This window comes from Achromobacter sp. AONIH1 (assembly GCF_002902905.1).
GTDB lineage: Bacteria > Pseudomonadota > Gammaproteobacteria > Burkholderiales > Burkholderiaceae_B > Achromobacter.
Genome location: NZ_CP026124.1, coordinates 4,680,689 through 4,699,429, shown reverse-complemented (window position 1 = coordinate 4,699,429; position 18,741 = coordinate 4,680,689). Strand labels below are relative to the sequence as shown.

Below are 18,741 nucleotides of genomic sequence, written 5' to 3'. Positions count from 1 at the left end.
CGCTTTCCAGGCGGCGGTCGCGTCAGGGCGCAGGGCGGGAGCCTGGCGCGTCCTGCCCGGGCGCGTCCTTGTCGCCGTCCGACAGGATCAGCGTGTAGCGCCGCAGCGGTTCCTTGAAGTAGGCGACCCCCGCCTTGTCGACGCGTCCGTGCAGCGTCAATGTCTTGCGGCCTTCGACGATGTCGCCGCCGTCGGTCGCCTGCACGGTGGCTTCCACGCAATCGCCTTCGAAGTAGCCGCGCGTCCGGACCACGAGATTCAGGTCGACGTAATGATCGACCTCGCCGCCGGTGATCCGGCCATGGTCGGGCCCGCGCGTCCAGTAGATGTCAATGACCTTGCCGCCGGCGCGCTCGGTGGGCGCGCAGTCGCGCGCGTCGCCGTTCGCCGTTTCGCTAGCGGCGGCTGTGGGCGGCGCCAGGCCGGCGCCTGCCGTCCTGCCGCCGTCGCGGCCCGCGGCAGGCGCGCCCCATAGCGCCAGCGCCGCGCAGAGGGCGGCGCTGGCGTACAGGGCGGGAGGCTGCCTGCGCATGAAATCCCGCGCTTCAGCGCAGGCGATAGCGCGCCGCCACCGGTTCCAGGTCGCGCAGCGTGCGCTGCTGCCAGGCGGCGTCGTGGCCGAGTTCCTCGGCCAGGATACGGGCGACTTCCGGCGCTGCCAGCATGGCGGCCTCGCTGTCCAGGAACAGGGCGCGGTTGCGACGCGCCAGCACGTCCTCGGCGGTGCGCGCCAGCTCGTAGCGGGCGGCGTAGCGCACATGGGCTTCGGACAGGCCGCTGGCGCTGACCAGCATGCGCTCGGCGCCCGGCAGGGCCTTGAGCGCGGGCAGGTCGCTGCCGTAGTAGCTGTCCGGCGTGCCGGCGTGTTCCTGCGACGGCGACAGTCCGGCGGCGCCGTGCAGGGCCAGCGACTCGGTGCGGCAGGGGGCCTGCGTCAGCAGCTGGTTCTGGATGGCCGTGTTGACCACGTCCTGCGCCATGCGGCGGTAGGTGGTCCATTTTCCGCCCGTGACCGTGACCAGGCCGGCCTTGGACACCAGGATGGTGTGTTCGCGCGACAGCGTCTTGGTGGATGCCTCGCCGGTGGCCTTGACCAAGGGGCGCAGCCCGGCCCAGACGCTGGTGACATCATCGCGGGTGGGCTTGCGGCTCAGATAGCGGGCCGCCGTGCCCAGGATGAAGTCCACGTCCTGCGCGCCGGCGTCGGGATCCAGCGGCAGGTCGTCGCGCGGGGTGTCGGTGGTGCCGACGATGGTGTGGCCGTTCCACGGCACCACGAACAGCACGCGGCCGTCGTCGGTCTTGGGAATCAGGATGGCGCGCTTGCCCGGCAGGAAATCGCGCGGCAGCGTCAGGTGCACGCCCTGGCTGGGCGCGACCATGGTGGGAGCGTTCTTGTCTTCCATGCGACGCACGGCGTCGACCCAGACGCCGGTGGCGTTGATCACGCAGCGCGCGCGCAGCGTGAAGACCGCGTCGCCCAGCGCGTCGGTGGCCGTCACGCCGTCGACCTTGCCGTTCGTCATGGTCAGCCCGGTGGCGCGCACGTAGTTGACCGCCGTGCCGCCCAGGTCGAACAGCGTGCGCATCAGGCTCATGGCCAGGCGCGCGTCGTCGAACTGGCCGTCGTAATACAGCACGCCGCCCTTCAGGCCGCGACCATTGACCTGCTCGGCCAGCGTCGGCGCGTTGGCCAGCGTGTCGCGGCGCGACAGCCAGCGGCTGGGCGACAGGTTCAGCTTGCCGGCCAGCATGTCGTACATCTTCAGGCCGATGCCATAGAAGGGCTGGTCCAGCAGGTTGTAGGCCGGCACGACGAAGCCCAGCGGCCACACCAGATGCGGCGCGTTGCGGTTGAGCAGGCCGCGCTCGTGCAACGCTTCGCGAACCAGGCTGACATTGCCCTGCGCCAGGTAGCGCACGCCGCCGTGAACCAGCTTGGTGGCCTTGCTGGACGTGCCCTTGGCGAAGTCGGCGCCTTCGATCAAGAGCGTGCGGTAGCCGCGCGAGGCCGCGTCCACGGCGGTGCCCAGGCCGGTGGCGCCGCCGCCGATGACGATCACGTCCCAGGCGGGCGTGTTGTCGAGCTGGGCGAGCAGGCGGTCGCGATCGGGCGGGGTGACGGAAGCGAGAGTGGAATTCATAGGAGCTGGTAGAGCATGTCCGCGGGGATTGGGGTCATGCGCTGTGGAAGGTTGTCGGTTCGGCCTGTGGTGGGCGTGGGCGGGCGTCGGGGCGGATTCAGGCGGCGGGCTTGGCCGGCGCGGCGGCCGCGACCTCGCAGCGCACGCCGGCGTCCAGCAGCGCCTGGGCCAGCGGTTCCTGGGGATGCGCGTCGGTGAAGAAGCGGTCGATCTCGGAAATGTGGGCCAGCTCGACCATGGCCTGGCGCTTGAACTTGCTGCTGTCGGCCGCCAGCCAGACTTCGCGCGACTGTTCGATGATGGTGCGGGAGACACGCACTTCGCGGAAGTCGTAGTCGCGCAGCGTGCCGTCGGCCTCGATGCCGGAAATGCCGATCAGGCCGATATCCACCTTGAACTGGCGGATGAAATCCATGGTGGCTTCGCCAATGATGCCTCGGTCGCGCGAGCGGACCACGCCGCCGGCCACGATCACCTCGCAGTCCGGATTGTCGGACAGGATGTCGGCCACGTGCAGGTTGTTGGTGATGACGCGCAGGCCACGATGGCGCAACAGGGCGCGCGCGATGGCCTCGGTGGTGGTGCCGATGTTCAGGATCAGCGAACAGCCGTCCGGCACGGCGCGGGCCACGGCCTCGGCGATGCGCTGCTTGCCGGCCGCGTGCAGCCCTTGGCGCTTGCGGTAGGCGATGTTCTCGATGGTGGAAGCCTCGATGCGCACGCCGCCATGAAAGCGCGACAGCAGCCCGGCTTCCGACAGGAAATGCACGTCGCGCCGCACGGTCTGCAGCGTGACGTCGAAGCGTTTGGCGAGTTCTTCGATCGTGGCTGAGCCTTGGGCGCGCACCATTTCGATCAAAGCGCTCTGTCTGGGATTCAGTGTCATGTGCGTATGATAAAACAACAAAAGCGAAAAATAATGACGCACTGCAAGATTGTTTTCTGTTCGTTTTTTAAGTAAAACGCACAAAAAACGAAAGCAACATGAAAGGCCCGCTGATTCGCGCCCAAAAAAACGGGGGCGGATAAGCTGCAGCACCGCAATGCCCCAACCCGGTCAAAAAAACCGGGACGTATTGGTAGGTTGAGGAGACTAGATGCAGCTGAACCTGGACAGGACAGGTTTGCGAGCCGGCTCGCAAACGCACCTGTATCCGATGAGCCTGGCGCCGGCGCCGGGCGCGATGACCGTATTGCTGGGGGCCACCCTGGCGGGCAAGACCTCGCTCATGCGGATCATGGCCGGGCTGGACCGGCCCACCGAGGGTCGCGTGCTGGCCGACGGCGTGGACGTCACGGGCGTGCCGGTCAGGCAGCGCAACGTGGCGATGGTGTATCAGCAGTTCATCAACTATCCGTCGATGACGGTGTTCGACAACATCGCCTCGCCGCTCAAGCTGCGCGGCGAGAGCGGCATCGCCGACAAGGTCATGGCGATGGCGGCGCGGCTGCATATCGACCATCTGGTCCAGCGTTATCCGTCCGAGCTTTCCGGCGGCCAGCAGCAACGCGTGGCGCTGGCACGCGCGCTGGTCAAGAACGCGCCGCTGATCCTGCTGGACGAGCCGCTGGTCAACCTGGACTACAAGCTGCGCGAAGAGCTGCGCGACGAGCTGAGCGCGCTGTTCGCGCAAGGGCGCTCGACCGTGATCTATGCCACCACCGAGCCCGGCGAGGCGCTGCTGCTGGGCGGCTATACGGCGGTGCTCGACGAAGGGCGGCTACTGCAATATGGACCCACGGCCGAGGTGTTCCATCGTCCGTCCTCCATCCGCGTGGCGCGCGCTTTCAGCGACCCTCCCATGAACCTGTTCGCGGCAGCGCGGCGGCCGGGCGGCTTCGAGCTGCCGGGCGGGGTGCGCGTGGAGCGGCCCCTGCCCGCGGGAGCCGGCGACATCACCGCCGGCCTGCGCGCCGGCGCGCTCGACGTGCATGAGCAGCCCGGCCACATCGCGCTGGACAGCGTGGTGAAGCTGGCCGAGATCTCCGGATCGGACACTTTCGTGCATGCCGAGACCGCCGCCGGCGAGGTGGTGGCGCAGCTGCCGGGCGTGCACCGCTGCACGCTGGACCAGCGCCTGCGGCTGTATTTCGATCCGGCGCAGACCTACGCCTTCGGCGCCGACGGCGCCTTGCTGGCAGCGCCGGGCTGGCCGTCGGCTCCCGTCGCGAAGGAGGCCCGCTGATGGCGCAGATCGAGCTGGACCTCTCCCATTCCTACGTGCCCCATCCCCAGGCCGACGAGGACTACGCGCTGCTGCCGCTGAAGTTCACGTTCCGCGATGGCGGCGCCTACGCCTTGCTTGGCCCGTCGGGCTGCGGCAAGACCACCTTGCTCAACTGCGTGTCGGGACTGCTGCGGCCGTCCCATGGCCGCATCCTGTTCGACGGGCAGGATGTCACCGCCAAGACGCCGCAGGCCCGCAACATCGCCCAGGTGTTCCAGTTTCCCGTGGTCTACGACACCATGACCGTGGCCGAGAATCTGGCGTTTCCGCTGCGTAACCGAGGCATCGCGCCCGACCGGATCCGCGAGCGCGTGGGGCGCATCGCCGAGATGCTGGAAATGTCCCAGGTGCTGGACCGCCGCGCCAGCGGCCTGACCGCCGACGCCAAGCAGAAGATCTCGCTGGGCCGGGGCCTGGTGCGCAGCGACGTGTCGGCGGTGTTGTTCGACGAGCCGCTGACGGTGATCGATCCGCAGCTCAAATGGGAATTGCGGCGCAAGCTCAAGGAGATCCACCGCGAGTTCAAGCTCACGCTGATCTACGTCACGCACGACCAGACCGAGGCGCTGACCTTCGCCGACCAGGTGATGGTGATGGCGCGCGGACGGGCGGTGCAGGTGGGCGGCGCCGACGACCTGTTCGAACGGCCGGCGCATACCTTCGTGGGCCATTTCATCGGCTCGCCGGGCATGAACTTCCTGCCGGCCCAATGGACCGACGGCGCGCTGCGCGTCGGCGCCTGCCAGCTGGATGGGCTGGACGCCGCCCAGGCCGCGCGCCTGGCGGACGCCGGCCCGGTCAAGCTGGGCGTGCGGCCCGAGTACCTGCGGCGGGTGGAGCCGGGCGCGCCGGGCGGGCTGCCGGTGCGGGTGGAACGGCTGCAAGACGTCGGCACCTACCTGTTGCTGACGGCGGACTTCGAAGGCAATGCCGTGCGCGCCCGCCTGAACAGCCAGGCGCAGGCGCCCGCGCCGGGCGAGACGGTCTGGCTGTCGGCGCTCAATACGCATACCTGCTTCTACCGCGACGAGGAGCTGATCCGATGAAACCGATCAATCACCGGGCCTGGTTCCTGGTCCTGCCCGTGGTGCTGTGCGTGGCGTTCTCGGCCATCCTGCCGCTGATGACCATCGTCAACTATTCGGTGCAGGACATCATCTCGCCGGAGCGCCGCGTGTTCGTGGGCACCGAATGGTTCGCCGCCGTGCTGCAGGACGAGGAACTGCATGGCGCGCTGCTGCGGCAGATCGGCTTTTCGCTGGCGGTGCTGGCCATCGAGATCCCGCTGGGCATCCTGCTGGCGCTGTCCATGCCGGCCTCGGGCTGGCGCGCGTCGGCGGTGCTGGTGGTCATCGCGCTGTCGCTGCTGATTCCCTGGAACGTGGTCGGCACCATCTGGCAGGTGTTCGGCCGCACCGACATCGGCCTGCTCGGCGCGACGCTGTCCTGGCTGGGGGTGGACTACAACTACACCGGCAGTGACGTGGACGCCTGGGTCACGGTGCTGGTCATGGACGTGTGGCACTGGACGCCGCTGGTCGCGCTGCTGTGCTATGCGGGGTTGCGCGCGATTCCCGATGCCTACTACCAGGCCGCCCGCATCGACGGCGCCTCGCGCCTGGCGGTGTTCCGGTACATCCAGCTGCCCAAGATGCGCGGCGTCCTGATGATCGCGGTGCTGTTGCGCTTCATGGACAGCTTCATGATCTATACCGAGCCCTTCGTGCTCACCGGCGGCGGCCCCGGCAACGCCACCACCTTCCTGTCGCAGTACCTGACGCAGAAGGCGGTGGGGCAGTTCGACCTGGGTCCGGCGGCGGCGTTTTCCATCATCTATTTCCTGATCATCCTGCTGCTGTGCTTCATCCTCTACAACTGGATGCAGCGCGCCGGCACCACGGGCGGCATGGACGAGGAGCGCGCAAATGCGTGAGCAAAGCACCTGGTGGCGCGCCATCTTCCTGGCGCTGTATCTGGCGTTCGCCATCCTGCCGCTGTACTGGATGCTGAACATGTCGTTCAAGGCCAATACCGAGATCGTCAGCACGCTGACGCTGTGGCCGCGCGATTTCACCTTCGAGCACTACCGCACGATCTTCACCGATCCGGCCTGGTATTCCGGCTACATCAACTCGCTGATCTATGTGCTGATCAACACGGTGATCTCGCTGGCCGTGGCGCTGCCGGCGGCCTACGCGTTCTCGCGCTACCGTTTCATCGGCGACAAGCACGTGTTCTTCTGGCTGCTGACCAACCGCATGACGCCGCCGGCCGTGTTCCTGCTGCCGTTCTTCCAGCTCTACAGCTCGTTCGGCCTGATGGACACGCACCTGGCCGTGGCGCTGGCGCACCTGGTGTTCAACGTGCCGCTGGCCGTGTGGATCCTGGAGGGCTTCATGTCCGGCGTGCCGCGTGAGATCGACGAGACCGCCTACGTGGACGGCTATTCCTTTCCGCGCTTCTTCCTGACCATCTTCCTGCCCCTGATCAAGTCCGGCGTGGGCGTGGCGGCATTCTTCTGCTTCATGTTCAGCTGGGTCGAGCTGCTGCTGGCGCGCACGCTGACCTCGGTCAACGCCAAGCCGATCGTCGCCACCATGACCCGCACCGTGTCCGCGTCGGGCATGGACTGGGGCGTGCTGGCCGCGGCCGGGGTGCTGACCATCGTGCCCGGCGGCATCGTCATCTGGTTCGTGCGGCATTACATCGCGAAGGGCTTCGCGATGGGCCGGGTATAGGAGGGCGGGCCATGTTCAGCTGGATGGTATGGACTACCCCCGTCGCCGTGTTCTTCAGCTGCATCGCGCTGATGCTGGTGGGCATGACGATCTGGGAATTGAAATCGCCCACGGTGGAGCGCAAGGGCTTCCTGCCCATCCGCACCACGCGCGGCGACCGCCTGTTCATCGGCCTTCTGGCCGCGGCCTGGGTCAACCTGGCGTTCCTGGGCCTGGGCGGCAAGGCGGCGGAATGGTTTTCGTTGGACGGGCCGCCGTCGGTGTGGATCAGCTTCGTGGCCTCGATGCTGTTGCTGGCCTTCATCATGAGGAAAGGCTGACGGGGCGGCTAGACCCCGCAAGAACAAGCAAGCGGTTTGGAAGGACTATCGGCCAGCGTCTTCCCCGGCCAGGAGTCCGCAGCACAAAAGAGGGGAGACTTTTCGAGGAGACTTTTCATGAAATTTCGCATGCGCGCCGTCGCGGCCGCCATTGCCCTGATCGGCACGTCCGCGGCCTGGGCCGGCGAACCCGAGGCGCAGAAGTGGATCGATTCCGAGTTCCAGCCCTCGACGCTGTCCAAGGACCAGCAGCTGGCCGAGATGAAGTGGTTCATCGAGGCGGCCGCCAAGCTCAAGGCACAGGGCGTCAATGAAATCAATGTGGTGTCCGAGACCATCACCACCCACGAGTACGAGTCCAAGACCCTGGCCAAGGCCTTCAGCGAGATCACCGGCATCAAGGTCACTCACGACCTGATCCAGGAAGGCGATGTGGTAGAGAAGTTGCAGACGTCCATGCAGTCGGGCAAGTCCATCTACGACGGCTGGATTTCCGATTCCGACCTGATCGGCACCCACTACCGCTACGGCGCCATCCTGCCGCTGTCGGACTACATGGCCGGCGCGGGCAAGGAATGGACCAACCCCAACCTGGACCTGAAGGACTTCATCGGCACCAAGTTCACCACGGCGCCGGACGGCAAGCTCTACCAGCTGCCCGATCAGCAGTTCGCCAACGTGTATTGGTTCCGCGCCGACTGGTTCGCGCGCCAGGACCTGAAGGACAAGTTCAAGGCCAAGTACGGCTACGAGCTGGGCGTGCCGACCAACTGGTCCGCCTATGAAGACATCGCCGACTTCTTCTCCAATGACGTCAAGGAACTGGATGGCAAGAAGGTCTATGGCCACATGGACTACGGCAAGAAGGACCCGTCCTTGGGCTGGCGCTTCACCGACGCCTGGCTGTCGATGGCCGGCGCCGCCGACAAGGGCCTGCCCAACGGCATGCCGGTGGACGAGTGGGGCATCCGCGTGGCCGACGACAAGTGCACGCCGGTGGGCGCCTCGGTGGCGCGCGGCGGGGCGACCAACAGCCCGGCGGCCGTGTACGCGTTGACCAAATACGTGGAATGGATGAAGAAGTACGCGCCCCAGCAGGCCATGGGCATGACCTTCTCCGAATCCGGTCCGGTGCCGGCCCAGGGCCAAGTCGCGCAGCAGATCTTCTGGTACACGGCCTTTACCGCCGACATGACCAAGAAGGGCCTGCCGGTGGTCAACGACGACGGCACGCCCAAGTGGCGCATGGCGCCGTCGCCCTACGGCCCGTACTGGAAGGACGGCATGCAGAACGGCTACCAGGACGTGGGCTCGTGGACCTTCTTCAAGTCCACCGATCCCAAGCGCATGGCCGCCGCCTGGCTCTACGCGCAGTTCGTCACGGCCAAGACGGTGTCGCTGAAGAAGTCCATCACCGGACTTACGTTCATCCGCGACAGCGACATCCACAGCGAGTTCTTCACCAAGAACGCGGCCAACTACGGCGGGCTGATCGAGTTCTATCGCAGCCCGGCGCGGGTGGCCTGGACGCCCACCGGCAACAACGTGCCCGACTATCCCAAGCTGGCCCAGCTCTGGTGGAAGAACGTCGCCACCGCCGTGACCGGCGAGAAGACGCCGCAGGCCGCCATGGACAATCTGGCCAACGAGATGGACCAGGTGATGGCGCGCCTGGAGCGGGCCGGCATGGCGCAGTGCGCGCCCAAGCTCAACGCCAAGGGCGATCCCAACAAGTGGCTGTCCGACCAGCAGGCGCCGTGGAAGAAGCTGGCCAACGAAAAGCCCAAAGGCGAGACCATCGCCTATGACACGCTGCTGCAGGCGTGGAAGGCGGGCAAGGTGCGCTGAGCACGTCGCCGGCACGCAGGACGCCGCCGCGAGGCGGCGTTTTTTTGCGCCCATTCATTGCCAACCGAGTCCTTGCAGAAACGTAATCCTGCTATCAGCGTTTTGTCCGTACCCCGTTTCTAGAATGGTCTCCATGCTGCAAACCGGCAGCGATTCATCCCAAGGAGCTCACCATGAAGACCATTCGCAACGTTGCCTTGACGCTGGCCCTGGCCGCCGGTGCCACGTCCCTGGCCCAGGCTCAGACCCCGGCGCAGGCGCAGCCCGCCGCCAGCTATCACGGACAGTCCCTGACGCGCGCGGAAGTGCGCGCCGACCTGGCCCTGTGGAAGCGCGCCGGCCTGGAGCGCTTCTGGCGCGGCGAGGCCTCGCCCGATATCTACAGCCGTGAATACCGGGTCGCCTATGCCGAGTATGTGCGCCTGCGCAGCGGCCCCGAGTACCAGGCCGAAGTGCAGCGCCAGGGCGGGGCGGGCCGATAGGCGGGGCGGCAGGCGTGGCCTGCGCCATGCTCGATGCGCCGCCGCAGTCCAGCTACAGCCTGCATCTCGCGGACCTGGAGCTGGACTTGCTGCGCGGCCGGGTCATTCGCAATCGCGAGGTCCTGCGGCTGACGCCCAAGGAATTCGCCTTGCTGGCCTTCCTGATGCAGCGGCCGGGCGAGGTCTACGATGCCTGGCAACTCGCTGAACAGGTCTGGGGCATGCAGCTGCCCGTCTTCGAGCGCAAGAACCCGAAATCCCACGCGGTCGCGATCGCGGTGCGCAGGCTGCGCCGCAAGATCGATGCGGGCCGCAGCCCCCGCCTGTTGCACACGCTGCGCGGCGGGGCCTATATGCTGGCCGCGCTGGATTGAGTCTGCGCGGTTCGTCAGCGCCCGTAGGGGCTTTTTTTTCCTGCGCGTTAGCTGTTTCGCGGCATTGGAAAACAAAAAAACCGCGCCTTCTTTAGGAAAGGCGCGGCGACGAAACACCTTCCCTTCGCGGAGGAGGGTGCCATCAACGGAGTTCGGCGCGGCGCGCGGACCGCGCTTGCCCGCTTAGAAGCGGTGGCGCAAGCCCATGCCCACTTCCGTGGCCTTGATGCCGTCCACGAAGGCCCAGTTGCTGGTGTGCGATGCGATTGCGTAGACATCGGTGCGCTTGGACAGGCTGTAGTTGTAGCCCAGGCTGTAGGTGTTGCTGGCCGAGTCGCCGCCCGTCAGCTTCTTGTTGTTGGCATCGGCGCGTTGCCATGACGCGAACAGGCTGCTGCCGCCGCCCAATGGCGCGGACAGCCCGATGAAGTACGAATTCGACCGGAAGCCCTTGGAGAACGCATACGAAGGCGTGCCGGTGAAGGCGCCGACACTGCCGCCGTTGGGCAGCTTCTTGCCGGCGAACCAGCCGTCGGTGACGCGGTTGTAGGCCAGCGCCAGCTTGAACACCTCGAAGTCGTACGATCCGCCGATCACGTAGGAGCGCGGCGTGGCGCTGGTCTCGGCCGGGCTCAGCTTGTTGGATGCGTTGAGCTGGTCGTAGGTGACGAAGGCATTGACCGGTCCGTTGTCGTAGCGCAGGCCGGCGGTGATCGCCCGGGTGTTGTCCGCCGTGGCGAAGCCGGTCTGGCTGTCCTTCAGGTCGTTGATGTTGCTGGAATAGCCGATGGCGGCGCGCAGTCCGCCCATGGAGGGCGTCTCATAGACCAGCAGGTTGTCGTAGCGCGGATAGTAGGACGAGCTGAAACCCAGGCCGGCGCCGGTGTTCAGCTGGTTGAAGCCGCCGCCGAACGATGAGCCCAGCATGCCCGAGAAATAGCGCGTGCCCACGTTGTATTGGCGTCCGAAGCGGAACTCGCCCCATTCGGCGCTGCCCAGGCCGATGGTGGCTTCGCGCCCGAACAGGCGATTTTCCTGCAGCGAGCTGCCATTGCGGCTGTCGAAGCCCGATTCCAGTTGGAACACGGCATACAGCCCGCCGCCCAGGTCTTCCTTGCCACGCAGGCCCCAGCGCGATCCGGCCGTGGTGCCGGTGGTGGCGCCCATGCGACTCACGCCGCTGCCGGTCGTGACGCCGGTCTTGGGGTCGGTGTAACTGCCGTTGATCCGGGTGTAGCTGATGCCGGTGTCGATCAGGCCGTACAGCGTGACCGAGGTTTCCGCCTGCGCGGCGGCGGACAGCGCCGCGCCCAGAGTGGCCGCGAAGATCTTCTTCATTCAAAGGCTCCGTTGATATGGAATGTGAGTGGAGCCAAGCCAGCGGCGCCGCCGCGCGGGGGTGCGAGCGCAGGTGGTGCGGGAACCGGGGCTTGGCCAGCCAAGTTTGGAAGCCGCCGTTCGACAGACAGCCGACATTCAAATTACGAATCCGATCGCCGCGCGCTGCATTTTCTGTCATCTTTTTCTGCGGCTCGCGCAGGCGCAGGCCGTTCGCGGGATTGCGCGAATCGCGTCAGGCAGAGCCGTGTTGCGACGACACAACACGGCTGGTATCGCCTATCAGAATCGATGACGCAGGCCCGCGTATGCGTCCAGGGCTTGAACGCCGTCGACGAAGGCCCAGTTGCGGGTATGAGAGACCAGCGCGTACAGGTCGGTGCGCTTGGACAGGTTATGGCTGTAGCCCAGGCTGTATGTTTGGCCGGTGGCGTCGCCGCCTGTCAGTCGTGAGGTGTTGATGTCAGTGCGCTGCCATGAAGCGAACGCATGTCCCGACAGGCCCGTCGGAACGGCGAGCGCGATGACATGGGAATTGGAGCGCAGTCCCTTGGAAAACGCATATGTAGGGGTGCCTGCCAATCCACCCACGCGGCCGCCGTCGCGAAAGCTCCTGCCGGCGAACCAGCCGTCGGCCACGCGGTTGTAGGCCACTGCGATCTTCAGCGCGGTGAAATCGTATGAGGCGCCGATGATGTAGGCGCGCGGCGTGGCGGCGGCCTGGGCGGCGCTGAGCAGCCGGGAAGCGTTGAGCTGGTCGTAGCCGAGGAAGGCGCTGAGCGGGCCCCGGGCGTATTGCAGGGCGGCGGTGATGGCGCGCGTGTTGTTGGCGGTCGCATAGCCGGTTTCGGCATTGCGCGTGTCGTTGACGCTGAAGGCGTATCCGGCCGCGGCCTTGATGCCGCCCATCGACGGCGTTTGGTAGAAGATCTGGTTGTCGTAGCGCGGGAAGGACGCCGAGCTCATGCCCAGTCCGTACCCAGTATGCAGCAGGCTGAAACCGCCGAATGCCGGACCCAGCATGTCGAGGAGGTAGCGCGTGGCGGCGTTGTACTGACGGCCCAGACGCAGCTCGCCCCAGCGGGCGTTCAGCAGGCCGACGGTGGCCTGGCGGCCGAACAGGCGGCCTCCTTGCAGGCTCCTGCCGTTGCGGCTGTCAAAGCCCGATTCCAGCTGGAACACGGCATGCAGGCCGTCGCCCAGGTCTTCCTTGCCGCGCAGGCCCCAGCGCGGTCCGGATGCCCCGCCGCTCAGGGCGCCCAGGCGGCTCTTGCTGACTCGCAGGGTACGTCCGGTTGCGGGATCCTTGTAGGCGCCGCTCAGCCTTGTGTAGCCCATGCCCGCATCCATCAGGCCGTAAAGCGTGATGGATGCGGGGACTTGCGCCGTGGCGGTCTGCATGACCAACGTGGTCGTTGTTGCAGCGAGCAATTCCTTCATCATGTGTGCTGTCTCCCCTGTTGTTATGTCGCGCCTTGTGCAGCCGTTCTTGCCGGCAATGCGGGTTTATTTTGGTGTTGGGAAGAGAACGGGCAGGTGACCGGGGAATTACAAATTTGATTGACTTGCTTCGAATGGTTTTGTGGGAGCGTGGGCGCCTGCTGCGGGCTGCCCGGCTTCCGTCGCTCGCACGACGGCGTCTGGCGGCTTGTTGCGCGGTGTATGCTCGCGGTCCTGCGGCGCGATGGGAGACGCCGCGCCTGTCAGAGGTCTGGCCCATGTCCTGTTTTGTAAAGTCCGCGTCGCGCTTGTTTGCCGTTCCAGATCGCATCGCCGTCTCGCGCAAACGCGTGTCCGGCCTGTTCGCGGCGGCGGCATTGAGTCTGGCCGCCAGCCAGGCCCAGGCGGTTGGATTCCAGCGCATCAGCTTGCCCATGGACATGAACGGTCCCGCGCTGCAAGGCGCGGCGTGGTACCCCTGCGACGCGCCGGAGGTCGAGATCACGGTCGGCCGTAGCGTCATCGCCGGCACGCCGGACTGCCCGATGCCGGCGGGGCCGATGACGCTGGTGGTGATGTCGCACGGCTCGGGCGGGTCTTTCCTTGGCCATCACGACACGGCGCGGGCGCTGGCCGAGGCCGGCTTCGTGGTGGCCGCGCTGAACCACACGGGCGACAACGCCCTGGACCGCTCGCGGCAGGGCTACCTGTCGATCTTCTCGACGCGTCCGCGCGAGATCCGACGGCTCATCGACTACATGACCGGCGCCTGGCCGGGCAGGGCGCAGCTGCGCTCTGACGCGGTCGGCTTCTTTGGTTTCTCGCGTGGCGGCTATACCGGCCTGGTGCTGGCGGGCGCCGCGCCGGATTTCAGTCAGGGGTTGTCGTTCTGCGAATCGCAGCCGGGGCTGCCCATGTGTCGCGACATCGCGGCAGGCAAGGCGCCGGTCCAGCCTTACCCGAAGGATGTCCGCGTCAAGGCCCTGGTGATCGCCGATCCGCTCAATGCGTTCGCGCCGTCGGCCTTGGCCGGCGTGGCCGCGTCTGTCCAGCTGTGGGCGTCTGAGCAGGGCGGTGACGGCGTGACGCCTGCCAGCGTGGAAGCGCTGCGCCAGGGCTTGCCGGCGGGGACTGATTTCCGCCGGGTCGCCGGCGCGGGTCATTTTGCGTTCGTGGCGCCGTGCTCGCAGGCGCAGGCCGACGCGCTGCCGTCGCTGTGCACCGATGGCCCGGGTTTCGACCGGGCGGCTTTTCATCGCGATTTCAACGCCGGCGTCGTCGCTTTCATGCGCCAGGCCCTGCGCTGAAGCTCGGGCCGAAGCGGGTAGACTGGCGGCTGGACCCCACGGGAGCGTTGACTTGGCCACCACCCTGCGCCGATACACCGAACTGCCTTACCTGATCGACTACCTGCAATCGGGCGAGCTCGCGCTGCTCAATCCCAAGGCCTGGGACGACCGCAACGATTCGTTCTATATCGAGGAGTACGCGCGCGCCAGGGAACTGGAGGGCATCTATGCCTTGTGCCTGGCCGAGGCCTTCGAGACCTACCACCACTGGCGCGTTTTCTCGAACGGCAGCGGCGGCGTGTGCATCGAGTTCGACAAGGACAAGCTCATCGCCGAGGTAGCCGACGTGCCGGGCCTGCGCGCCGAGACCGTGCAGTATCGCACCATCAAGGCGCTGCGCGAACAGCCCGTGGCCGAGTCCGACCTGCCGTTCCTGAAGCGCCACGCGTTTCGCGACGAGAAGGAGTTCCGGCTCTTCGTCGGCAGGAAGACGCGCGACACGCCCTTGCTGCGCGTGCCGGTGGACCGGTCGGCGGTCCGGCGCGTGACGCTCAGTCCCTGGTTGCCGGCGTCGGTCTGCGATCAGGTCAAGAAGTTGCTCAAGACCATCGAGGGTTGCGCCAAGCTGCGCGTGTACCGTTCCTCGCTGGTGGAAAACGAGGAATGGAAACGCCTGGCGCGGCCGCGCTAGACGTCTCGCGAGCGAACCGATCCGGGCGGAGCGCGGCGACGCCCAACCCCCTTAATTCATGCGCCGCGCATCGCGGCCCGCACCCATGATGACACCCGCTGAAATCCTGCAAGCCTATGCCAGCCTGGGCTGGAAGAACAACAACGACCCGATGTCACAGGTGCTGGCGCTGCGGCGCGAGGATCCTGCCGCGCTGGGCGAGCTGGTGCTGGGCTTCCTGGACAGCGGGCAAAAGCACTCGACCTTCATCGACACCGCGCTGGACCTGATGGACGATGCATCGTATGCCGCCACGCTGCGGCGGGTCTGGCAGGATGCGCGGGACGGCAAGCACGGCGAGGCGATGGAAGAGGTGCTGGATTCGGCGGCGCTGCAATGGCCTGAACTGTATTCGGGCAGTTGGGAGCAGCTGCTGGCGGCGACGCGCGCCGAAGCCGGCGGGCCGCGCTACTACGCGGACTTCGCCTGGCGGGCGATGGACGCGGCCACGGCGCACGAATGGCTGGACCGCCTGGATGGCGAGACCGACGAAGCGCTGCGGCGCAGCCGCGCCGTGGCGTTGCTGCATGCGCGCCAGCCCGATGTGACGCTGGAGGCGTGGCGCCGGGCCTGCGCCGGACAGCCGGACATGGACCAGGAGGCCTGGATGGACCTGCTGGGCTATGCGCTGGAAGAGGGCGGACTGCGGCCACTGCATGACAGCCGCCCGCTGCACATCTCCGCCAGCGCCGCGCAGCGCCGTCACATGGACGCCTCGCAACCGGCGTGGCGGCGCGAGATCCGCGCGCTGCATCCGACCTGGAAGCGCTTCGACGGCCCCGGCAAGGACGCCACGGCGGTGCAGCTGGCGGGCATGGGCGGCGCATTGCCGGGTACTTGCGGCCTGTGTCACGGCCCGTTGCACCGCCTGTTGTCGCTCGACCAGCCGGCGCGCGCCGGCATCGCCTGCGACGGCCCGCTCAGCTTCGGCGTCTGCCTGTCCTGTCTGGGCTGGGAGGAGTCGGCCCTGTTCTACCGGCATGACGCCGAGGGCCTGCCGCAAGCCCATCCCACGCAGCGCAAGGACGTGGCGATCGAGCCGCAGTTTCCCGCCGAACCGCTGGCGTCGGCCGAGGTCACGCTGTTCGAGGCGCCCGCGCGCTGGGCCTGGCAGGATTGGGGTGACTCGAACGGCCAGCAGAACCTGAGCCGCGTCGGCGGCGCGCCCAGCTGGGTGCAGCAGGCCTGGTATCCGCCTTGCCCCGATTGCGGCCACAAGATGTCCTTCGCTTTCCAGTTGGACTCCGACCTGCCGCAGGACGACGGCAACGAATGGATGTGGGGCAGCGGCGGTTGCAACTACAGTTTCTGGTGCGCGCATTGCCGCGTCAGCGGACATTTCTGGCAGTGCACCTAGTCCGCCGTCCCGCGGAGACGCCCGCAAGAAATCCACCCCTGGCCGCATGGCTCCGGCCATCCCCGGGCCGGCGGCGGGCGGTGTATTCTCGCAGTCGTGCGGCGCCTGCATGACAGGCGGTCCAGGCACATCCGAACCCGCCGGCCGGCGCCGATCCCGCGCCGGGCCGCTTCGAGAATAGACAGGAGACAAGCATGTTATTGACCGAAGAGCAGCAGAGCGTCCAGGAGATGGCGCGCCGTTTCGCCCAGGAGCGCCTGGCGCCCGGATCCGAACGCTGGGACCGTGAGCACGCGTACCCCGCCGAGGCGATCCGCGAGATGGCGGAGCTGGGCTTCTTCGGCATGCTGGTGCCCGAGGACTGGGACGGCAACGCCAGCGGCTATCTGTCTTACGCCGTGGCGCTGGAGGAGATCGCGGCCGGCAACGGCGCCTGTTCCACCATCATGAGCGTGCACAACTCCGTGGCCTGCATGCCGATCCTGAAATTCGGCACGGACGAGCAGAAGGAACGCTTCCTGCGTCCGCTGGCGCGCGGCGAGCATATCGGCGGCTTCGCGCTGACCGAGCCGCAAGCCGGCTCGGACGCCAGTAGCCTGCGCACCCGCGCGCGCCGTGACGGCGACCATTACGTGATCAACGGCGCCAAGCAGTTCATCACGTCCGGGCGCACCGGCCAGACAGTGATCGTGTTCGCCGTCACCGACCCGGACGCCGGCAAGCGCGGCATCTCGGCCTTCATCGTCCCGACCGACACCCCGGGCTACCAGGTCGTGCGTGTCGAGGACAAGCTCGGACAGAATCTGTCCGACACCTGCCAGATCGCCTTCGAGGACATGCGCATCCCGGCCGCGTGGCGGCTGGGCGAGGAAGGCCAGGGCTACAAGATCGCGCTGGCCAACCTTGAGGGCGGTCGCATCGGCATCGCCTCGCAGGCGGTGGGCATGGCGCGCGCGGCCTTCGAGTGCGCGCGCGATTATGCGCGCGACCGGCAGGCTTTCGGCAAGCCCATCATGGAGCACCAGGCCGTGGCCTTCCGCCTGGCTGACATGGCCACGCGCATCCACGCGGCCAGGCAGATGGTGCTGCACGCGGCGGCCTTGCGCGAGGCCGGCAGGCCGGCGCTGACCGAAGCCTCGATGGCCAAGCTGTACGCGTCCGAGATGGCCGAGCAGGTCTGCTCGGCGGCGATCCAGACGCTGGGCGGCTACGGCTACCTGAAGGATTTTCCGGTCGAGCGCATCTATCGCGACGTGCGCGTCTGCCAGATCTACGAGGGCACCAGCGACATCCAGCGCCTGGTGATCGCCCGCAGCCTGGCCTGAGCGCGCCGTTCTTTCCACGGCCGGTCGTGCCGGACCGGATCACGGGCCCAGATCATCGGCCGTAACTGCCGGGCGGACCTGCGGGACGGGCGGTCCGCCGGCGCCACAGCCACAGGCCATAGACGACGAGATTGCCAGCGACCAGCAAGGTGGCCAGCACGATCTGCGTCTCGCGGGTTAACCCTTCCGGGTAGATGGCGGCGGTCAGATAGTGCTCGATGAAGCCGCCGGCATAACCCTGCTGGCCGGCGCGGGCGCGCAACGCGTTTTCCAGCGGCGTCAGCGGACAGAGCCAACCCATGCCGATCACCAGCGCGCCCCAGGCCAGCGCGGGCAGGTGCAGCCACGCCAGGCGCGGACGCCACAAGGCCAGCAGGCCGCCGAACATCACGAAGGCGATGAAGACCGCGTGGAAAGCCAGCACCAGGTCGGCGAGCGTGCGGTAGAGCATGGCGGGAATTCCGGAAATGGGCGGGGTTCGAGACCATCGCAATGGCGCGGCCCGGGATCGCGGCTTGCGGCGTCCCGGCGGCCCGCGCTCAGGTTTTCAGGTCGCGCAGCAGCTTGGCCAGTTCGGGCGCCTGCATCAGCGAGACGCCGTTCGCACGTGCGTATTGCAGGGCCGTGTCGGGCACTTCGCCCAGGGCGATGCAGATGGCTTCGCGCGCGCCGCGGCGTTCGCGTTCGGCCTGCAATTCTCGCAAGGGCTCGACGCCGACGCGCGCCGCCTTCCAGCGCCGGGCGCCGACGATGGCGACGTGGCCGTCCTTGCTCAGGGCGAAATCGGCGCCGGGCGCCTGCAGGCGCTCGACCTCGCAGCCGTCGCGCTGGAAGCCGGCTTGAACCGTGCGGGAAAAATCCGTCCAGGACATCGCGGCGGCGGCCTGCGCCACGGCCTGCACGCGCGTCTCGGACGGCGCGCGCAGCTGCTTCCAGGCCGCCATGATGGCGATCACGGCGAAAGGGATGGCGGCGAACACGCCCATGGCCGCGTACTCCAGCGGCAGTGCGGCGAAACCACCCACGCTCAGCAGCGCCGCGATGGCCGCGCTGATCCACCAGGGCGAGCGCAGCAGCACCGCGAAGATGGAATTCCGGGGCATCTTGAATTTCATGGCGGATCGGGCT

Annotated in this window: 19 protein-coding genes; 12 read left to right on the top strand and 7 right to left on the bottom strand. The window is 67.3% G+C overall.

Going from position 1 to position 18,741, the window contains the following annotated elements; all coding sequences use genetic code 11:
* Positions 1-22 precede the first annotated feature (22 nt).
* The 3 genes from C2U31_RS21505 to C2U31_RS21495 all read right to left on the bottom strand — a co-directional run bounded on the left by C2U31_RS21505 (position 23) and on the right by C2U31_RS21495 (position 3,030).
* Positions 23-532, bottom strand: a complete 510-nt coding sequence (locus C2U31_RS21505; protein WP_103274641.1) for a hypothetical protein — start codon at positions 530-532, stop codon at positions 23-25.
* A gap of 13 nt (positions 533-545) precedes the next feature.
* The gene (locus tag C2U31_RS21500) at positions 546-2,144 is read right to left on the bottom strand and encodes a glycerol-3-phosphate dehydrogenase/oxidase (RefSeq protein ID WP_103274640.1); all 1,599 of its coding nucleotides are present in this window, start codon (positions 2,142-2,144) and stop codon (positions 546-548) included.
* A 97-nt stretch (positions 2,145-2,241) separates the two neighbouring features.
* Complete coding sequence (locus C2U31_RS21495; RefSeq protein WP_233772451.1) at positions 2,242-3,030, bottom strand: DeoR/GlpR family DNA-binding transcription regulator; 789 nt, start codon at positions 3,028-3,030, stop codon at positions 2,242-2,244.
* 211 nt (positions 3,031-3,241) lie between these two features.
* On the opposite strand from C2U31_RS21495, the gene C2U31_RS21490 reads away from it, so the two are divergent.
* The 8 genes from C2U31_RS21490 to C2U31_RS21455 all read left to right on the top strand — a co-directional run bounded on the left by C2U31_RS21490 (position 3,242) and on the right by C2U31_RS21455 (position 10,134).
* Positions 3,242-4,330, top strand: coding sequence for an ABC transporter ATP-binding protein (locus C2U31_RS21490; RefSeq protein WP_103274638.1), 1,089 nt, complete (start codon positions 3,242-3,244; stop codon positions 4,328-4,330).
* On the top strand, positions 4,330-5,418 hold the full coding sequence (locus C2U31_RS21485) for an ABC transporter ATP-binding protein (protein WP_103274637.1): 1,089 nt from the start codon (positions 4,330-4,332) through the stop codon (positions 5,416-5,418). The genes C2U31_RS21490 and C2U31_RS21485 overlap by 1 nt, the downstream gene beginning before the upstream one ends.
* On the top strand, positions 5,415-6,305 hold the full coding sequence (locus tag C2U31_RS21480; protein WP_103274636.1) for a carbohydrate ABC transporter permease: 891 nt from the start codon (positions 5,415-5,417) through the stop codon (positions 6,303-6,305). Before C2U31_RS21485 ends, C2U31_RS21480 begins: the two co-directional genes overlap by 4 nt.
* Positions 6,298-7,110: a carbohydrate ABC transporter permease gene (locus tag C2U31_RS21475; protein ID WP_103274635.1), complete on the top strand. Its 813-nt coding sequence runs from the start codon at positions 6,298-6,300 to the stop codon at positions 7,108-7,110. The genes C2U31_RS21480 and C2U31_RS21475 overlap by 8 nt, the downstream gene beginning before the upstream one ends.
* Positions 7,111-7,121: 11 nt before the next feature.
* Positions 7,122-7,430 (top strand): DUF2160 domain-containing protein, encoded by a 309-nt coding sequence (locus C2U31_RS21470; protein ID WP_103274634.1) that lies wholly within the window; start codon positions 7,122-7,124, stop codon positions 7,428-7,430.
* Positions 7,431-7,547: 117 nt separating this feature from the next.
* A complete protein-coding gene (locus tag C2U31_RS21465) occupies positions 7,548-9,278 on the top strand; it encodes an ABC transporter substrate-binding protein (protein WP_103274633.1) in 1,731 nt (576 codons plus the stop codon).
* Between the two features lie 173 nt (positions 9,279-9,451).
* Positions 9,452-9,760, top strand: a complete 309-nt coding sequence (locus tag C2U31_RS21460; RefSeq protein ID WP_103274632.1) for a DUF4148 domain-containing protein — start codon at positions 9,452-9,454, stop codon at positions 9,758-9,760.
* Between the two features lie 26 nt (positions 9,761-9,786).
* Positions 9,787-10,134, top strand: a complete 348-nt coding sequence (locus C2U31_RS21455) for a winged helix-turn-helix domain-containing protein (protein ID WP_199770866.1) — start codon at positions 9,787-9,789, stop codon at positions 10,132-10,134.
* 183 nt (positions 10,135-10,317) lie between these two features.
* Here C2U31_RS21455 and C2U31_RS21450 read toward each other — a convergent pair whose 3' ends face one another.
* Entirely contained in the window at positions 10,318-11,472 is a 1,155-nt protein-coding gene (locus C2U31_RS21450; RefSeq protein WP_103274630.1) for a porin, read from the bottom strand.
* 282 nt (positions 11,473-11,754) lie between these two features.
* The gene (locus C2U31_RS21445; RefSeq protein WP_233772450.1) at positions 11,755-12,915 is read right to left on the bottom strand and encodes a porin; all 1,161 of its coding nucleotides are present in this window, start codon (positions 12,913-12,915) and stop codon (positions 11,755-11,757) included.
* A gap of 275 nt (positions 12,916-13,190) precedes the next feature.
* Here C2U31_RS21445 and C2U31_RS21440 point away from each other — a divergent pair, with 275 nt between their 5' ends.
* From C2U31_RS21440 to C2U31_RS21425, 4 genes are all read left to right on the top strand, one after another.
* Entirely contained in the window at positions 13,191-14,219 is a 1,029-nt protein-coding gene (locus tag C2U31_RS21440; protein ID WP_233772448.1) for a dienelactone hydrolase, read from the top strand.
* 52 nt (positions 14,220-14,271) lie between these two features.
* Positions 14,272-14,892, top strand: a complete 621-nt coding sequence (locus tag C2U31_RS21435; RefSeq protein WP_103274629.1) for a DUF2971 domain-containing protein — start codon at positions 14,272-14,274, stop codon at positions 14,890-14,892.
* An 85-nt stretch (positions 14,893-14,977) separates the two neighbouring features.
* Positions 14,978-16,288 carry a hypothetical protein gene (locus C2U31_RS21430; protein WP_103274628.1) on the top strand — a complete coding sequence of 437 codons (1,311 nt, stop codon included), beginning with the start codon at positions 14,978-14,980 and terminating at the stop codon, positions 16,286-16,288.
* A gap of 194 nt (positions 16,289-16,482) precedes the next feature.
* Positions 16,483-17,613: an acyl-CoA dehydrogenase family protein gene (locus C2U31_RS21425; RefSeq protein WP_103274627.1), complete on the top strand. Its 1,131-nt coding sequence runs from the start codon at positions 16,483-16,485 to the stop codon at positions 17,611-17,613.
* A 52-nt stretch (positions 17,614-17,665) separates the two neighbouring features.
* On the opposite strand, the gene C2U31_RS21420 is transcribed toward C2U31_RS21425, so the two are convergent.
* Positions 17,666-18,064, bottom strand: coding sequence for a DUF2784 domain-containing protein (locus C2U31_RS21420; RefSeq protein ID WP_103274626.1), 399 nt, complete (start codon positions 18,062-18,064; stop codon positions 17,666-17,668).
* 88 nt (positions 18,065-18,152) lie between these two features.
* Positions 18,153-18,728 carry a restriction endonuclease gene (locus tag C2U31_RS21415; protein ID WP_103274625.1) on the bottom strand — a complete coding sequence of 192 codons (576 nt, stop codon included), beginning with the start codon at positions 18,726-18,728 and terminating at the stop codon, positions 18,153-18,155.
* Positions 18,729-18,741 lie beyond the last annotated feature (13 nt).

Coding starts and splice junctions, on each gene's coding strand:
- C2U31_RS21430 (WP_103274628.1), top strand. CDS start 14,978: ATGATGACACCCGCTGAAATCCTGCAAGCCTATGCCAGCCTGGGCTGG.
- C2U31_RS21445 (WP_233772450.1), bottom strand. CDS start 12,915: ATGATGAAGGAATTGCTCGCTGCAACAACGACCACGTTGGTCATGCAG.
- C2U31_RS21450 (WP_103274630.1), bottom strand. CDS start 11,472: ATGAAGAAGATCTTCGCGGCCACTCTGGGCGCGGCGCTGTCCGCCGCC.
- C2U31_RS21480 (WP_103274636.1), top strand. CDS start 5,415: ATGAAACCGATCAATCACCGGGCCTGGTTCCTGGTCCTGCCCGTGGTG.
- C2U31_RS21490 (WP_103274638.1), top strand. CDS start 3,242: ATGCAGCTGAACCTGGACAGGACAGGTTTGCGAGCCGGCTCGCAAACG.
- C2U31_RS21425 (WP_103274627.1), top strand. CDS start 16,483: ATGTTATTGACCGAAGAGCAGCAGAGCGTCCAGGAGATGGCGCGCCGT.
- C2U31_RS21465 (WP_103274633.1), top strand. CDS start 7,548: ATGAAATTTCGCATGCGCGCCGTCGCGGCCGCCATTGCCCTGATCGGC.
- C2U31_RS21420 (WP_103274626.1), bottom strand. CDS start 18,064: ATGCTCTACCGCACGCTCGCCGACCTGGTGCTGGCTTTCCACGCGGTC.
- C2U31_RS21475 (WP_103274635.1), top strand. CDS start 6,298: ATGCGTGAGCAAAGCACCTGGTGGCGCGCCATCTTCCTGGCGCTGTAT.
- C2U31_RS21505 (WP_103274641.1), bottom strand. CDS start 532: ATGCGCAGGCAGCCTCCCGCCCTGTACGCCAGCGCCGCCCTCTGCGCG.
- C2U31_RS21500 (WP_103274640.1), bottom strand. CDS start 2,144: ATGAATTCCACTCTCGCTTCCGTCACCCCGCCCGATCGCGACCGCCTG.
- C2U31_RS21460 (WP_103274632.1), top strand. CDS start 9,452: ATGAAGACCATTCGCAACGTTGCCTTGACGCTGGCCCTGGCCGCCGGT.
- C2U31_RS21485 (WP_103274637.1), top strand. CDS start 4,330: ATGGCGCAGATCGAGCTGGACCTCTCCCATTCCTACGTGCCCCATCCC.
- C2U31_RS21495 (WP_233772451.1), bottom strand. CDS start 3,030: ATGACACTGAATCCCAGACAGAGCGCTTTGATCGAAATGGTGCGCGCC.
- C2U31_RS21470 (WP_103274634.1), top strand. CDS start 7,122: ATGTTCAGCTGGATGGTATGGACTACCCCCGTCGCCGTGTTCTTCAGC.
- C2U31_RS21415 (WP_103274625.1), bottom strand. CDS start 18,728: ATGAAATTCAAGATGCCCCGGAATTCCATCTTCGCGGTGCTGCTGCGC.
- C2U31_RS21440 (WP_233772448.1), top strand. CDS start 13,191: ATGTCCTGTTTTGTAAAGTCCGCGTCGCGCTTGTTTGCCGTTCCAGAT.
- C2U31_RS21455 (WP_199770866.1), top strand. CDS start 9,787: ATGCTCGATGCGCCGCCGCAGTCCAGCTACAGCCTGCATCTCGCGGAC.